Origin of the sequence: Brevundimonas sp. BR2-1, from assembly GCF_037626195.1 — a bacterium.
Classification (GTDB): domain Bacteria; phylum Pseudomonadota; class Alphaproteobacteria; order Caulobacterales; family Caulobacteraceae; genus Brevundimonas.
The window spans coordinates 17,808-32,249 of the sequence record NZ_JARKMV010000001.1; the positions used below are offsets into that span (position 1 = coordinate 17,808).

Consider the following 14,442-nt stretch of genomic DNA (forward strand, 5'->3'; position numbering starts at 1 on the left):
GGGAGCGGCATAGGGCATCCCCCCGCGGCCTTCGTCAAACGTGACTGTAGCGTCGCTCAGATCGGCCGGCGCACGCCCGTCGTGTTCAGTTGCGCCGCCGGGCGGTGTCGAGCACGACGATGTCCGACTCGTTCGTCTCGCCGCGGGTCAGATAGAAACCATGCACCGCATCGCCGGTCAGGCCGGAAAGGCCCGCAACGCCGGCTGGCTTTCCGACCACTCTGGCCGCTCCCCCGGAGAGCGGCGTCGCCACCAGATCGATCCCCGTCTCGCTCCGCCGGACGGTGATGACCTCATCGCCATTGATTTCCCAGTTTCGCCACTCGATCGGGGCCAGCGGCGCGATGAGCGTCGGCGCCTCCGCTCCGTTGGCAGGCACGCGCCAGACGCCGTCGGCGGCGAACCGCGTGCCGTACAGTTGCCCATCCGACCCGACCCGGACCGAGTCCCACCCCGGCGGAGACGCCGGGGCCGCCTGACCGTCGGTTACCCGGATTTTCCAGAGCCTCCAGATCCCCGAACGATTGATCGCCAGGACCACCGTATCTTCGGAAATCCATTGGGGGCTCCACAGCGTGTCCGCCGTTTCGAACGCTGTCCGGATTCGTCCGCCGTCAGCGGCGGCGACATTGAGCTCCGACCGGCTCCCTTTGGTGGCGACGAAGGCGATCTGCCTGCCGGAGGGAGACCAGCGGGGCCAGGCGACATAGTCGTAATCGCGCGAGATCAGGCGGTTGGGCGGCGAGGACCCGGCTTCAACGCCCATGACCCAAATGGCCGGCTCACCGCTACGATCCGACGAGAACAGAAGAGATTTTCCATCCGGCGACAGGTGCGGATAGGCCGATTCACCGCTGGAGGCGGTCGTCGGCGCCCGGGCGTCGCCCGTAACGCGCACGATCTCCGAACGGACGTCGAACGCCTCGAACGCCACCCGCCCCTCGCGATCGGCTGACAGCCGCCCGATTCGCCTGAGCCCTGTCACCATCCGTTCTGGATGGCCCGCCCCGGAGGCGTCGTACCGCCACAGACCGAAGTCTCCGCCGCGCGTCGTCGATATGTACAAATGCCTGCCGTCCACGGCCCAGGCGACACCCAGGATCGTTGAATGGTCACGAGTGAACTGACGGGCCTCTCCCCCTTCCAGGTTCGCGACAAAGATCTCTGAAACGCCCGGTATCGATGTCCGTCGGAACGCGACCCTTCGGCCATCGGGGCTGACTGCGGGTATCTGGTCTCCGACATTGCCGGACGGGGGGTTCGTGATCTGACGTCTTGCTCCCGTCTCCACATCCACGCGGAAGAGGGCCAGCGGACCCGACGCTCCGGAGCGGTCCGAGAGCAGGAGGGTCTGGTTATCGAGCCAGGCGAGGGATGCGCCCCTGGGCAGGCTGCACGTCGCAACGGTTCGCGCCGCCCCTCGAGGCAGCGCCATGGTCATGATCTCACAGCCTCCCGCGGGCAAGGCGCGAACAAATGCGATCCGCTGTCCGTCGGGCGACCAGGTCGGCGCCGTATCCGAGGCGTCCCCCGATGTAAGTTGCTCGACCGGCCCCTCGATGGTTCGCAGATACAGGTGCATGGCGTCGCGCACGCTCGCTGCTGCCGTGTAGACGATCATGGAGCCCGAGGGGGCCAGGGCGGGATGAGCCTCGACGCCGATGTCCGTGGTGATGACCCGAATCCCGGTATCCGGATTCGCCGGCCGCGGATCGACCTGGAGGTAGGCCGCCGTCCCGCCGACCAGCGCGGCCAGCAGAAGGCCGAACAGGCCGATCGCCCAGTAGGGACGATGCCGAAGCGGGGGAGCCATGGTTCGTCCGGCCACGCGCGGGGCGGCAAGGGCCCCGGTTTCTCCGTCGGGTTCGTGGACGCGCAACTGATAGCCCAGCCGCGGCACGGTCTCGATCGTCACGGACCCCGAAGGGTCGCGGGCGAACACCTGCCGGAGTTTTCCGATCGTCCGGTTGAGCGCGTCGTCGCTGACGAAGCGACCGTCCCAGCAGAGGGCGATCAGCGCATCCCGGCTGATGGTGCGGTTACGCGAGCGGGCCAGAACAATGAGCACCTGAAATACCCGCGGCTCCAGCCGCTCGACGTGAAGGTCAAGCTGGATTTCCCGGACGCCCGGCCGCGCGTGAAACGCGCCCAACCGGAAATCGGCTTCGTTGAACAGGTCGACCGGTGCGGCCGTGGGGAGGTAGGAAACGCTCATCGATTTGCCCGACTTGTACTGAATTAACACCCGCGCGTCCGGTTACGGCAACGGAAAAGAACCGCCCCCGGCCCTCGCTTGAAGCCCCCGTCCGGGATCGCAGTCGGATCGTGTTCAACGTCCGCGAAATCCGCACGAAAGTGCCGGGCCTGACCCGGTCTGGCCCGGCCGCCGCGCCCGCCTCCGACTGACGCTGGAATCCGGGTGATCACGGTCTGACCTTGATCGCGTCATCGCCCAGCTTCGCCAGCTCCCTCGGCGTCAGGCCAAAGGCCCGCTTCAGGCACGAGGCCATATGGCTCTGATGCGCGAAGCCGGCTTCCAGGGCGGTCTGGCTTATGCTGACGCCATCGACCATCAGCAGGGTTCTGGCCCGCTCGACGCGACGGCCGAGCACGTACTGATGCACGCTTTCACCGGTTGAACGACGGAACAGGGCGGCGAAATGGGACGGGCTGGCCCCGGCGACCTCGGCCAAGCGGGCGACGCTCAACCGCTCGCCCAGATGCGCCTCGATATGTTCGAGCACGCGGCGCAGCTTGCGGGGCGCGAGCGCCTGCAGCGGGCGCGGCGGGGGCGCGTCCGCGAACCTTTGAAGCAACCGCACCGTCGCGGCCAGGCTCAGGGTGTCGAACAACAGCGGATCGATCGGGCCGCCGGCCAGAAGGGTGGACTCGATCGCCATCAGAATGCGTTCAAGCGGCGTGTCGCGCACCTGCAGGTGCGCGGCCAGAACGGCGTGACAGGGATCGAGACCCAGCTGCGCCGCGGCGCTGGCCAGCGCCAGCGGGCTCACCTGCAGCAGCAGAAGCGATGTGTCCTCTTGCGTCTCCCAGGAAATGCTCGACCCCTGGGGGACGATGTCCATGTCGCCCCTCACCTGCCGCCGCCCCTTCTGAATCAGATCGTCGAGACGGCAGTTCACCACCGTCGGGCGACCCAGATGGATGCACAGGACGTGTTCCGGGACGGCGGCCAGATCGGTGACGCCCGAGACTGTCATGGCCCGGGCGCCCCGTCCGCTGCGCCCGGTGTCGCGCCAACCCTCCAGCGGGCCGCCGAGCGAACCCCGCCCAAGGGAAGAGACCGCCTCGCCCGGGCCCGTCCGCGCTTCAGGAAGGCGCTGTCGCGCATGGTTGTCCATAATGACTTTCCGCATCCATCGTCGGCTGCGAAACGACCGCCGACCCGGACCACAGCGTGCTCGGGGGGCCTCGCCGCCCACAAGGCGCGCAAGGCGATGATTGCCGAGCAAAAACCGATGACGCGCTGATGGGGCCTGCCGGACGGAGCCTCTGACCCGGCCGCTTCGGATATCCGGCCCCAGGCGCCTGCGCAGAGTGACTATGCGAGATCGCGCGTGCAGTCGGCCGTGAAGACGTAACCCTTCCCGTGCACCGTCTGGATCAGTCCCCCTCCCCTGTCCAGGCGATCAAGTCTGCGGCGCAGGCGGGAGATCCTCACGCGCCAGTCCACCTTTGCGACCTCGGTCAACGGTTCCCCGTCGATGAGTTCAGCCAGTTGGTCCAACGACAGAATCGCACGGGGACGCTCGACAAGGGCCGCAAGAACCGCATGGTCGGTTCGCGACAGGAACCCCGTCCGGCCGGTGGGTCCCCTCAGTTCGCCGGACGTGGGACAGAACGACCAGCCGGCGAAGGAAATGCGAGGGCCCGCACCGGCGCCTGCCGTCGCCTCGACCGGCGCTCGCAGGCCGCTGCGGCGCACGAGAGCGAAGACGCGGGCCAGGAGTTCGCGCGCGCTCGCTGACGACGGCACGCAATCGTCCGCGCCGTTTTCCAGCCCCGTTATGCGCTCGGCCTCATTGTCCGACGCGGTCATCAGGATGACGGGCGGTCCCTTGAGTTCGGCAAGTCGCCGGCAGATATCGAGACTGTCGTAATTTGAGGCCGAGCCGTCCAGAATGACGGCGTTGCTCGCGAAGACGGCGTCCAGATTGTCGAGCGGCTGCCCCGTGACGGTCGCTATGACGGTCGCGCCGCCGCTCTGGAGCGCAGTCACCGCGAAATCGCGGCGAACCCCCGCCTCCATCTCCAGCAGGACCACGCATTTGCGCGCGTGGGCCATGGATTCGTTCTGAACCGGGGGGGCGACCTGAATGGTCGTCGGCAGTTCCCGGCCGCGGAATGACGGACGCCTGTCCAAACTGTGCATCGTCGAACCTCGCATGCCTGTTGCGCATACAGTCGCGCAACGACCCGGCCTGCCAAGCGGACCGGTGACGATGTTTGCCGAGGTTTACCGATGGTAGCCGAGGACATGGTGATGGCGACGACGACCGCCGGCGCCGACGCGACGCCTTTCAGCGCCACACAGGGCGCCGGGGGGCGGCAAGCACCCTGAGACCCTCGACAAAGGCCGCGTGAGTTTCGAGCGTTCCAGAGCCCGCTCCGCCGGCCAGGGCTTCGGCCTCTGCGACCAGACCGTCGACCTCCTCCGTCATGCCGTCGCCAAGCCGGACCAGGGCCAGGGCTCGCGCTCTGAGAAGCAGGACAGCCGCATCCGGATAGCGGCCAGCGAGCCTCGCCGCCCACAACGGCGTGTCATCGACGGATCCCCGGAGTTCATCACGCCGGGTCAGCACCATCCCGGCCGCCTCCCGATGTGCGGGCCAGTTCATCAGGAACGCCAGCCCCTTCATGGGATCCACGAAGGCGGCGGCGATTGCGAATGCCCGGTCCAGGGCGATGACGTCCTCGAAGTCCGCCAGCCCCGCCAGAAGCGTTCTCAGCGTGTCTTCGGACAGGGTACGCTCGAACAGGCTCCAGCGAGCCTCTGTCGCCTCATCGGCGCGGCCCTCGGCTTCAAGGACCGCGATCTCCGCGGCGCGCCAGCTGTCCGGAAGCGCCGGACGTTCGGCGACCTTGCCCCTGCCCCATCGACTCGCCGGCGGAGGTTCGATCCGCGAAGCTTCCAGCGCCCCGCGCGCCTCCGCCGCACGACCGCACTGCGCCAGTCGTCTGGCGATCTCGGCGGCGACCTCGGGTTTGCGGCGATCGTCGTCGGGAATGGCCAGAATCCACGCGTCGATGTCGCCAGCCCTGTCAGCCAACTTGCGCACGACGAGAGCCAGACGGCCGGTCGGTCGAGGCCGGGCCGTCGTCAGATCACTCAATAGCCGTCTCGCCAGCGCCGGACTCATGGCGGACGCCCCGCGCCCCACCCAGGACGCCCATTCGGACAGCCGGGTGGAGAGGGCGTCGGTCAGCAGCGGCCCGGCGACGTCGGCGCCGACCGTCGAGGCCAATGACATCAGGTCCGCCGAAGCGGCATCGAAAACCAGGGTGAGCTCGCCCTTGGGATCCTTCACCCGCGCGGCCAGAGACGGATAGAGGTCGAACCAGGCCGCCAGACGATCGAGCGCCAGCTTCCCGTCCATGGGACCGAGCCGCCCCACGATCATTCGCCGCAGCATCTGAAGGTCCGCGAGCAGTTCGGGCCGCTTGCGCCATGACACCCGGGCCCGACTGGCGGCGAGCGTGTTCAGGCGCTTGTCCAGTTCCAGCGCCAGGTCCGGCGCCCCCACCTCGGCGGCCAGTTCCATGCGCAGGCGACGTTTCAGGTCCCCGTCCGCTACCTCGATCAGCAAGGCGGCGAGGCGATCCGCGCCGAGCGCGGCCAGATTGGCTTCGGACAGGGTCTTTCTGCCGGTGGCGGGGCGTTTGGCCATGCCCAGGTCAAGACGCCCTAAGCCCGCCCGTTGCAAGTGAGTCATTGCAGGGCCGGAATTCGGCCGACGATTCCAGCGCCGGTCCCACCCTCAACGACTGCGGCCGTCGCGTTTCAGTCTCAGCTGTTCCTCGCCGTTCAGGAACACTTCGACGTGCGTGAACTGGTTGCCCAGCAGCAGCCGCATCTCCGCCAGATCCCGGGCCTGATCAAGGTCCGTCGCTTCCACTGACTCTTCCTGCGGCGGCACGGACGGACCGTCATGCAGGTGAAAGACATAGGTCGGCATGACGTATCTCCTCCAAAAGCCGAAGGCGAAAACGACCTCATACCGCTCAGGTTCCCCGGTCGAAAAATGAGTATGCAAGGGCGCCATGGCGACCGGAGCGATCACCCTTTTCGATCGCTCCGCCGAGACGGAAGGCTATGGCGCGGACGCGGACGGAAGCGTCGCTTCACGCCTGGCTGGTGCGAAAGCCGACGACCGAACCGGAGGTCTGGGCCGCGCTCACATTGACGGCTCCGCCACTGCGCAGCAATGAGACCACACGCTCGATCGCCCGCAAATCCAGACCGTCGCTACGGCCGTCGCCCCTCTGCTCCATCACCACCTCGAGCATGGTGGCCGCGTCGGCGAGCGATGTCGGAGTATGGGCGAGGATTACGCGTTCGGCGTCTTCCAGCGTGACGAATTCAGCGTCGGTATCAATCTGGCGCGTGGCTTCCCACAGCGCGATCGCCTGCCCGAAGGCGCGCTTGGCTTTCATGATGTTGCTCCTGGTCGGACCTTGGGTCCGGCTGATGTTGAAGGTCGGGCATAGGGGGCCGCGCGGGCCTCCCAAATGCCGAAAAGGGCGAGAAGCATCAGTTGCCACCAGATCACGATGCGGACCGTAACCGCGCCCCAGATCTGCAGATCGCCCAGCAGGGTCGCCGCCCAGAGGCCGATGGACAGCAGCTGAACGCCGGTCGCCGCGATCAGCCACCAGCGATCGGTCCGCAACGCCAGCACGATCAGCGTCGCGAAAAGCCCGACCGCCAGAATCGCGACCCCGTAGCGAAACTCGCCGATATGGAGATGGTCCACGAACGGCGTCCCCACCATGGCGACGAGAAGCGCAACTCCCGCGATCCGCTCGGCCAGCCGCCCAAACCACAGCAAAAGGCCGAGGGTCAGGAAGCTCACAAACGTCACCAGGAGTTGAGCCAGGCTGTAACCGGCCACAGTTAGCTCAGCCGTTCGCGGCGAGCGGGACAGATGTTGGCCGTTTCTCTTCCAGGCCGCCCTCCATCCGCCACGCAATGCCGAGCGCCTCGGCGACCTCGGCCAGGCCGCCATGACTGCGGACGACCAGACCTCGCGCCCCGTTCAGTTGCGTCAGACTGGCGACCACGTCGCTGATCTCGGCATGGCCGACATCCGCGCCCAGCGCCGCATCGCGCCGCCCGTCGAGCAGCGCCTGCAACAGCTCGCTCGCCGCCACCATGGCTCGATCGACGGCGTGTTCGGTCGTATGAATTTGTCGGGCGATCCTCACCCCAACCTGTGCTCTTTTCACGTCCCCGCTCCGTCGCTGGTCGTTTGTTCTGACAAGGTCCGGATCGCGTCGGGCGGCGCCTGTTCGGCGGCGGTGCGTGTAGTCGCCGCCATCACAGACACGATTCCGATCGACACGATCGCGGCGCCCATTGCGAACGCGAGGACCAGAGCAAGCCGGACCAGGATGCGCCTGTCAGGACGCGGGAGGAACCAGCTGGACGGGCCCGGGCGATCGCCTGGGGCGCCGGCCTGTTCTTCCGGCGCAGACGAAGGGAATGCCGGGGGCGGACTGGTGGAAAGAGGGTCGGGAACAAACGAGGAGGAAAGCGGGTAGTCCCGGGAGACAATACGCACGGCTTCGTAGCGATCGGACGTCCCGAGCCGCTTGTAGGCGTTCGAAAGGTGGTTGTTGACGGTGTTCGGGGAAATGGTCGCACCCAGCCGCCGGGCGATCTCCTTGTTGGAGAGCCCCTCCCCCGCCAATCGAACACACTGCAGCTGCCGCCGCGATAGCCGGTCGCCCATGCCCCACCCTCTACACACGGTCAGGGCCTAAGCCGCTGACTCGAAAGAGAAGGGTTAAACCAAATTTACGGGATTGCACGCGCGAGGCGTATCAGTTCTCAGTGACGGACCCGGACGTAGGATCCCGGAGCGGCTTCTCCGGCCTTCAGCTTGCCCGAGCCGACCTTGCGCGCCTTGACCTTTTCATCGGCGGCGGCGGCGTCGAGCCAGCCCTGCCATTCCGGCCACCACGACCCCGCCTTCTGCTCTGCGTCCGCCAGCCAGGCGTCGGCCTCGTCCGGCGCGGCGTCGTTGACCCAGTAGCCGTGCTTGTTGGCTGCGGGCGGATTGATCATGCCCGCGTTGTGCCCCGAACCGCCGAGCAGGAAACGCGTCGGTCCTCCGAAGAAACGGCGGCCCGCATAGGTATTCTTCCAGGCCGCGACGTGATCGTCCTTCAGGGCCACGATCATCACCGGCGTCCGGATCGCGCCGAGATCCAGCCGGACGCCATCGATCGACACGCCGCCCTTTTCCCTGAGCCGGTTTCCGCGCAGCACCTGGGCGCCGTACTCCTTGAGCATCCGCGCCGGGATGCGCGAACCGTCGTCGAACCACCACAGCAGGTCCGAGGCCCGCGCTTCGTCGCCCAGCAGATAGTGGTTCACCACCGACGACCAGATCAGGTCGTTGGCCCGCACCGTCGAAAACAGCCTGGTCAGGTCGTGCGCCTCGACATAGCCGCGCTCGTCCAGATAACGGTCGAACGCCCTCATGTCGGCTTCGCCGGTGAACACCGACCATTCGCCCATGTCGCCGAAGTCGACCAGGGTTGCGATCAGGGTCGCCGAAGCGACCCGGTCGGCGCTGTCCGTCGCCGCGAGATACGCCAGCGTCATCGCCGACAGCGTGCCTCCGAGGCAGTAGGAAACCAGATCGACATCCGGTTCTCCCGTCGCCTTCTGGACGGCGTCGAGGGCGGCGATCACCCCGTCCTTCACATAGGCGTCCAGTCCGTTGTCGGCGTGGCTCTCGTCAGGATTCGCCCAGGAGATGACAAAGACGGTGTGGCCCTGGTCGACCAGCCATTTCAGATAGCTGGCCTTCGGCGTCAGATCAAAGAGGTAGTATTTGTTGACCAGCGGCGGGACGAACAACAGCGGCCGGCGGTAGACCTTGTCCGTCGCCGGTGCGTACTGGATCAGCTCCATAAGATCGTTTCTGAAGACGACTGCGCCCGGGGTCGCGGCGACGTTGACGCCCAGTTCGAAATCATTGGGCGCGCGGCGGCTGACCAGCCCCTGTCCCTTGCCGATGTCTTCCAGCAGGTTGGACACGCCGGTCATCAGACTGAGACCGCCGCTCTCGACCATGCGCCGCGCGACCTGCGGATTGGTCTGGGCGAAATTGGTCGGGGCCAGGGCGTTCATCATCTGGCGGCTGGCGAAGTCGACCTGGGCGCGGGTCTCCTCATCGACCGGCGCGGCCGCCACGAACGCCTGCAACTGGCGGGCGGCCAGCAGATAGGCCTGTTTCAGATAGTCATAGACCGGCTCTTCGCTCCAGGCGGGGTCCGAGAACCTGCGGTCGCCCCTGGCCGGAGCGGCGACCGGCGCGGTCTCCTGCCCCATCGCCCGTTCGCCCATGGTCCGCCACAGGGCGGTCCAGTCGTTCCAGTTCTTCGCCTGGGCCTCGAACAGCGTGGCCGGCCGCATCATAACCGAGGCGTTGAAATCGATCATCGCCTTCGCCAGCGTCGTCGGGTCGTAAGGCAGGGTCTGCGGCGTCGCCGCCTGGACCATGGTCGTGCGCACCGCGGCGGCGGCGTTCTGCATCAGGGTCGTAAGGGTTTCAGCCACGACCGTCGGATCAGGCAGGGACGGAACGGGCGGCGGCGAGGCGGTCATGGATGCATGCCTTGCTTACAGGGAGACGAGAACGTCAACGGCGGCGCAGGCCCGCGGCGCCACGAACAGCAACGCAAGGGCGCGGTCCGGGTTCTGGGCCGCCCAGATCGGGCATGGCTCGTCAGCGGCCTCTATCAGCGTCGAAACCGGCATGACCGGCTTCAGCGCGTGGGGAGCGTAGGCGGCGGCGTCGAATGCCATGGCGGGAGTCCTCTGAACCGGTCACGTCCGATAGCGGCGGTATCTCATGGCTTTTCTGTCCTGACGATGCCAAGGTTTGAGCAATCGTTGTGCATTTTTGCAGAAGAGCGCGAATGGCGGACTTCAATTGGAATGACCTGCGGGCCTTCCTGGCCGTGGCCCGCACCGGGCGGCTGACCGCTGCGGCGGCGCGCGTGGCCATGGATCACACCACCGTGGCCCGGCGCATCGCCGCGCTGGAGACGGGTCTGGGCGCCCAGCTTTTCGATCGCAGCCCGCATGGCTATGCGCTCACCCCCCATGGCGAACGTCTGATGCCGACCGCCGAGAAGATCGAGAGCCTGACCATTCGCGCCGCCGATGAGCTGGGCGAGGCCGATCAGGCGCTGAGCGGAACGGTCCGGATCGGCGCACCCGAGGGATTCGGCAGCTATGTGCTGGCGCCGTTGATGGCGCGCCTGGCCGACCGGCACCCGGGACTGGATATCCAGCTGGTGGCCATCCCGGGCGTGCTCAGCCTGTCAAAGCGGGAGGCCGATATCGCGGTGACTCTCAGCGCGCCCCGGGAAGGTCGGCTGGTGTCTCGCAAACTGACCGACTACGGCCTGAGCCTCTATGCCGCGCCCTCCTATCTGGACGCCCGCCCGCCGATCCTGACCCGGGCCGACATGGCCGGGCATCGCTTCATCGGCTACATCGGCGACCTGCTCTATGCGCCGGAGCTGGATTATATGCAGGCGCCCGACGTGGACATCCACGTCGCCCTGCAAAGCTCAAACCTGATCGCCCAATTGCAGGCCGCCTTGGCCGGCGCAGGCCTGTGCGTATTGCCAGACTTCATCGCGGCGAGAGAGTCCGGACTGCGCCGCGTCCTGCCCGAGGCCGTCCATCTGGATCGAAGCCTGTGGCTGGTCACGCATGCGGATCTGAGGCCGCTCGCTCGCATCAGGGCGGTGACGGCCATGATTCTTGACGCCGTCAAGGCTGACAGGATCATGTTCAAGGGAACTTCAGAGCTCCCACGTCGTTGAAATCTTGCACCGCAGCAAGAAATAGAACATTGTTCTTTAAGAAGCAGGCGAGGGAACCGGCTGTGTTCGAGTCACTGAGATGCGCCCGCAAGGGTCACATTTACGTCGACAGCAGGAGCCAACCGGGGACCGAGGTATGCGTCCGCTGCCGGCATCGCCGACTCTTTGAGGGCATTACGCCTCCGGTCAAACCAACCGACTCTGCACAACCGCCGCTTCAATAAAGCCGGCGAACAGCGGATGAGGCGCGAAGGGCCGGCTCTTCAGTTCCGGGTGATACTGGACGCCGATGAACCACGGATGGTCCTCGCGCTCGACCGTTTCCGGCAGAACCCCGTCCGGCGACAGGCCCGCAAAGGTCAGGCCGCCCTTCTGCTCGATCGCCTCGCGATAGTTGATGTTGACCTCATAGCGGTGGCGGTGCCGCTCGCTGATCGTGGTCGCGCCGTACATCTGCGCGATCTTCGAGCCGGGCTTCAGCGTCGAGTCATAGGCGCCCAGCCGCATGGTGCCGCCCATATCGCCGCCCTGCTGGCGCAGGACGCGCTGATTGCCCTGGGTCCATTCGGTCATCAGCCCGACGACCGGTTCGGTCGTGGGGCCGAATTCGGTCGATGAGGCCTTCGGATACCCGGCCAGATTCCGCGCCGCCTCAATGACCGCCATCTGCATGCCGAAACAGATGCCGAAATAGGGAATCTTGCGCTCCCGGGCGAAGCGCGCGGCCTCGATCTTCCCTTCCGAGCCGCGCTCGCCGAAGCCGCCCGGCACCAGGATGGCGTGGGCGGACTGAAGCCGCGCGTCGCAGGCCTCGCGATCGCCCTCAAACGTCTCGGCCTCGACCCAGTCGATGTTGACCTTGACGTTGTTGGCGACGCCGCCGTGCTGCAGCGCCTCGATCAGGGATTTGTAGGCGTCCTTGAGGACCGTGTATTTGCCGACGATGGCCACGGTGACCTCGCCGTCGGGATGGAGCCGGCGACGGGCGATCTCCTCCCACATCGACAGGTCCGGGGCCGGCGCATCCGTCATGCCGAAATGGGCCAGCACCTCGGCGTCCAGCCCCTCGCGATGATAGTCCAGCGGCACGGCGTAGATGTCGGCTGAATCCATGGCCTGGATGACGCCGCTTTCGCGCACGTTGCAGAACAGGCCGATCTTGCGCTTCTCCTCGGGCGGGATCGGGAATTCGCAGCGGCACAGCAGGATGTCGGGCTGGATGCCGATCGAGCGCAGTTCCTTGACCGAATGCTGCGTCGGCTTGGTCTTCATCTCGCCGGCGGTCTTGATATAGGGCAGCAGGGTCAGGTGCACGAAGCACGATTGGCCGCGCGGCAGGTCCTGGCCGAGCTGGCGGATGGCCTCGAAGAACGGCAGGCCCTCGATGTCTCCGACCGTGCCGCCGATCTCGACCAGCACGAAGTCCACGTCCTCACCCTCGTCGGTCAGGGCAGGCGTCAGGCAGAAGGATTTGATCTGGTCGGTGACGTGCGGGATCACCTGCACAGTGGCGCCCAGATAGTCGCCGCGCCGTTCCTTCTCGAGGATGGTCGAATAGATGCGGCCCGTGGTGATGTTATCCGACTTGGCCGCCGATACGCCGGTGAAGCGCTCGTAGTGACCGAGATCGAGATCGGTCTCGGCCCCGTCGTCGGTCACGAAGACCTCTCCGTGCTGATAGGGGCTCATCGTGCCCGGATCGACGTTCAGATAGGGGTCGAGCTTACGAAGGCGAACCTTGTAGCCGCGCGCTTGCAGAAGCGCGCCGAGAGCGGCGGATGCGAGGCCTTTTCCCAATGAGGAAACCACGCCGCCGGTGATGAACACGTAACGGGCCATGGGAGATCACTCTACCGCTGATTCGAGCGGCGACTTGCGGAGACTTTGAGGGCGGGAGCGGAAGGCGGGGATAAGGTCCCCGCTCATCCTTACTGCGCCGGTGCGGGTTGGGCGGGCGCCGGAGCCGGGGCCGTTCCGGACAGGCTCGACTCCAGATCCTGCAGCGAGGGCGCGGCGGTTTGGGCCGGGGCCGAAGGATCGGCGGCCGGAGCGGTCTGCGGCGTGGTCGGCGCAATCAGCTCGCCGATGGCGTCGGCGTCCACGATCGAACGGTTCGCGCGCTCAACGTTGCCCAGGATGGTCAGGCCGATGGCGCAGGCGAAGAAGGCGCCGGCCAGCCACCAGGTCGTCACGGTCAGCAGATTGCCCGCGCCGCGCGCCGTCATGAAGCCCGATGGCCCCCCGCCCATGCCCAGCGCGCCGCCTTCGGAGCGCTGAATCAGGATCACGCCGGCGAGCGCGACCGAAATGAGGATCATGGCGACGAGGAGAATGGTCTGGAGCATGGCAGCCGATATGTGTGGCGCGACACCGCGCCGATCAAGCGGCGGCGTCTAACATTGATGCGGGGCAGGAGCAAACAGGCTTTCCCTTTGAGCCGTGGTCGTCGGCCCTGCGGGACCTCCCGACCCGACACGGCCGGGGCTCAGGCGCCCCGGATGATGCCCAGGAAATCGGCGGCCTTCAGCGACGCGCCGCCGACCAGCGCGCCGCCGACCTCGGGAACGGCCAGGATCTCGGCCGCATTGTCCGGCTTCACCGAGCCGCCGTACAGGATCGGCGTCGCCGCGACGCCCAGCCCCAGCCGTTCGATCATCGCCGCCCGCGCGGCGCGATGGACCTCCTCGATCTGCTCCAGCGTCGGCGTCAGGCCGGTCCCGATCGCCCAGACCGGCTCATAGGCGACCGCGAAGTCACGGCCCGACAGCGCCAGCGGCAGGGAGGCCATGATCTGCGCGCGCACGACCTCGGCCGCCCGTCCGGCCTCGCGCTGCTCCAGGGTCTCCCCGACGCAGACAATGGGGGCCAGACCCGCGGCCAGGGCGGTCTCGGTCTTGGCCGACACCAGTAGGTCGCTTTCACCATGGCCCTGACGGCGCTCGGAATGACCCAGGATCACCAGGGTCGCGCCCGCATCCTTCAACATCGGCGCCGAGACGTCGCCGGTGAAGGCGCCGTGTGTCTCGGCCCGGCAATCCTGCCCGCCGACCTCGATCGGGCTTCCGACCGCCGCCGCCGCGACTCGTTCAATCAGGGTGGCGGGCGGACACAGGGCGACACGGCAGCCCGCGGGCTCCTTGTCCAGCGCGGCGCGCAGGGCCTCCACCTCGCCCAGGCTCGCACCCAGGCCGTTCATCTTCCAATTGCCGGCGACCAGCTTCACGGATTGTTTCATGCCCGCCTTCTATGCGGCGCATCCGCTCAAGCCAAGCCATCGGAGCGCTCTGCGCGCCATCGTCTTGCCGTGCGGGTCGCTCACGCCCTATAGGCCAAGCGATACCCTCGTCGCTATTC

Annotated in this window: 15 protein-coding genes; 1 reads left to right on the top strand and 14 read right to left on the bottom strand. The window is 66.9% G+C overall.

The window, feature by feature from the left end:
* Nucleotides 1-85: 85 nt before the first annotated feature.
* The 11 genes from BrevBR_RS00105 to BrevBR_RS00155 all read right to left on the bottom strand — a co-directional run bounded on the left by BrevBR_RS00105 (nt 86) and on the right by BrevBR_RS00155 (nt 10,057).
* Nucleotides 86-2,215, bottom strand: a complete 2,130-nt coding sequence (locus BrevBR_RS00105; protein ID WP_339999570.1) for a winged helix-turn-helix domain-containing protein — start codon at nt 2,213-2,215, stop codon at nt 86-88.
* Nucleotides 2,216-2,423: 208 nt separating this feature from the next.
* The gene (locus tag BrevBR_RS00110) at nt 2,424-3,218 is read right to left on the bottom strand and encodes an AraC family transcriptional regulator (protein WP_332639601.1); all 795 of its coding nucleotides are present in this window, start codon (nt 3,216-3,218) and stop codon (nt 2,424-2,426) included.
* Between the two features lie 341 nt (nt 3,219-3,559).
* Nucleotides 3,560-4,303 carry a response regulator transcription factor gene (locus tag BrevBR_RS00115; RefSeq protein ID WP_339999571.1) on the bottom strand — a complete coding sequence of 248 codons (744 nt, stop codon included), beginning with the start codon at nt 4,301-4,303 and terminating at the stop codon, nt 3,560-3,562.
* Nucleotides 4,304-4,538: 235 nt separating this feature from the next.
* Complete coding sequence (locus tag BrevBR_RS00120) at nt 4,539-5,906, bottom strand: DUF6880 family protein (RefSeq protein ID WP_339999572.1); 1,368 nt, start codon at nt 5,904-5,906, stop codon at nt 4,539-4,541.
* Between the two features lie 90 nt (nt 5,907-5,996).
* Nucleotides 5,997-6,194, bottom strand: a complete 198-nt coding sequence (locus BrevBR_RS00125) for a hypothetical protein (RefSeq protein WP_332639598.1) — start codon at nt 6,192-6,194, stop codon at nt 5,997-5,999.
* 166 nt (nt 6,195-6,360) lie between these two features.
* Entirely contained in the window at nt 6,361-6,672 is a 312-nt protein-coding gene (locus tag BrevBR_RS00130) for a hypothetical protein (RefSeq protein ID WP_339999573.1), read from the bottom strand.
* Nucleotides 6,669-7,130, bottom strand: coding sequence for a hypothetical protein (locus tag BrevBR_RS00135; RefSeq protein WP_332639596.1), 462 nt, complete (start codon nt 7,128-7,130; stop codon nt 6,669-6,671). The genes BrevBR_RS00130 and BrevBR_RS00135 overlap by 4 nt, the downstream gene beginning before the upstream one ends.
* Before the next feature lie 7 nt (nt 7,131-7,137).
* Complete coding sequence (locus BrevBR_RS00140) at nt 7,138-7,464, bottom strand: hypothetical protein (protein ID WP_332639595.1); 327 nt, start codon at nt 7,462-7,464, stop codon at nt 7,138-7,140.
* A complete protein-coding gene (locus BrevBR_RS00145) occupies nt 7,461-7,970 on the bottom strand; it encodes a helix-turn-helix domain-containing protein (RefSeq protein ID WP_332639594.1) in 510 nt (169 codons plus the stop codon). The genes BrevBR_RS00140 and BrevBR_RS00145 overlap by 4 nt, the downstream gene beginning before the upstream one ends.
* Before the next feature lie 98 nt (nt 7,971-8,068).
* Nucleotides 8,069-9,856, bottom strand: coding sequence for a PHA/PHB synthase family protein (locus BrevBR_RS00150; protein ID WP_339999574.1), 1,788 nt, complete (start codon nt 9,854-9,856; stop codon nt 8,069-8,071).
* Between the two features lie 15 nt (nt 9,857-9,871).
* Nucleotides 9,872-10,057, bottom strand: coding sequence for a hypothetical protein (locus tag BrevBR_RS00155; protein WP_332639592.1), 186 nt, complete (start codon nt 10,055-10,057; stop codon nt 9,872-9,874).
* 113 nt (nt 10,058-10,170) lie between these two features.
* On the opposite strand from BrevBR_RS00155, the gene BrevBR_RS00160 reads away from it, so the two are divergent.
* A complete protein-coding gene (locus tag BrevBR_RS00160; RefSeq protein ID WP_332639591.1) occupies nt 10,171-11,088 on the top strand; it encodes a LysR family transcriptional regulator in 918 nt (305 codons plus the stop codon).
* 186 nt (nt 11,089-11,274) lie between these two features.
* Here the strand turns inward: BrevBR_RS00160 and BrevBR_RS00165 are convergent, their stop codons facing one another.
* The 3 genes from BrevBR_RS00165 to tpiA form a co-directional block, all read right to left on the bottom strand.
* A complete protein-coding gene (locus tag BrevBR_RS00165; RefSeq protein ID WP_332639590.1) occupies nt 11,275-12,927 on the bottom strand; it encodes a CTP synthase in 1,653 nt (550 codons plus the stop codon).
* 89 nt (nt 12,928-13,016) lie between these two features.
* The gene (gene secG / locus BrevBR_RS00170) at nt 13,017-13,433 is read right to left on the bottom strand and encodes a preprotein translocase subunit SecG (RefSeq protein WP_332639589.1); all 417 of its coding nucleotides are present in this window, start codon (nt 13,431-13,433) and stop codon (nt 13,017-13,019) included.
* 140 nt (nt 13,434-13,573) lie between these two features.
* Nucleotides 13,574-14,323 carry a triose-phosphate isomerase gene (tpiA, locus tag BrevBR_RS00175; protein ID WP_332639588.1) on the bottom strand — a complete coding sequence of 250 codons (750 nt, stop codon included), beginning with the start codon at nt 14,321-14,323 and terminating at the stop codon, nt 13,574-13,576.
* Nucleotides 14,324-14,442 lie beyond the last annotated feature (119 nt).

Coding starts and splice junctions, on each gene's coding strand:
- tpiA (WP_332639588.1), bottom strand. CDS start 14,323: ATGAAACAATCCGTGAAGCTGGTCGCCGGCAATTGGAAGATGAACGGC.
- BrevBR_RS00145 (WP_332639594.1), bottom strand. CDS start 7,970: ATGGGCGACCGGCTATCGCGGCGGCAGCTGCAGTGTGTTCGATTGGCG.
- BrevBR_RS00110 (WP_332639601.1), bottom strand. CDS start 3,218: ATGACAGTCTCGGGCGTCACCGATCTGGCCGCCGTCCCGGAACACGTC.
- BrevBR_RS00150 (WP_339999574.1), bottom strand. CDS start 9,856: ATGACCGCCTCGCCGCCGCCCGTTCCGTCCCTGCCTGATCCGACGGTC.
- BrevBR_RS00105 (WP_339999570.1), bottom strand. CDS start 2,215: ATGAGCGTTTCCTACCTCCCCACGGCCGCACCGGTCGACCTGTTCAAC.
- BrevBR_RS00125 (WP_332639598.1), bottom strand. CDS start 6,194: ATGCCGACCTATGTCTTTCACCTGCATGACGGTCCGTCCGTGCCGCCG.
- BrevBR_RS00155 (WP_332639592.1), bottom strand. CDS start 10,057: ATGGCATTCGACGCCGCCGCCTACGCTCCCCACGCGCTGAAGCCGGTC.
- BrevBR_RS00115 (WP_339999571.1), bottom strand. CDS start 4,303: ATGGCCCACGCGCGCAAATGCGTGGTCCTGCTGGAGATGGAGGCGGGG.
- BrevBR_RS00165 (WP_332639590.1), bottom strand. CDS start 12,927: ATGGCCCGTTACGTGTTCATCACCGGCGGCGTGGTTTCCTCATTGGGA.
- secG (WP_332639589.1), bottom strand. CDS start 13,433: ATGCTCCAGACCATTCTCCTCGTCGCCATGATCCTCATTTCGGTCGCG.
- BrevBR_RS00130 (WP_339999573.1), bottom strand. CDS start 6,672: ATGAAAGCCAAGCGCGCCTTCGGGCAGGCGATCGCGCTGTGGGAAGCC.
- BrevBR_RS00160 (WP_332639591.1), top strand. CDS start 10,171: ATGGCGGACTTCAATTGGAATGACCTGCGGGCCTTCCTGGCCGTGGCC.
- BrevBR_RS00120 (WP_339999572.1), bottom strand. CDS start 5,906: ATGGCCAAACGCCCCGCCACCGGCAGAAAGACCCTGTCCGAAGCCAAT.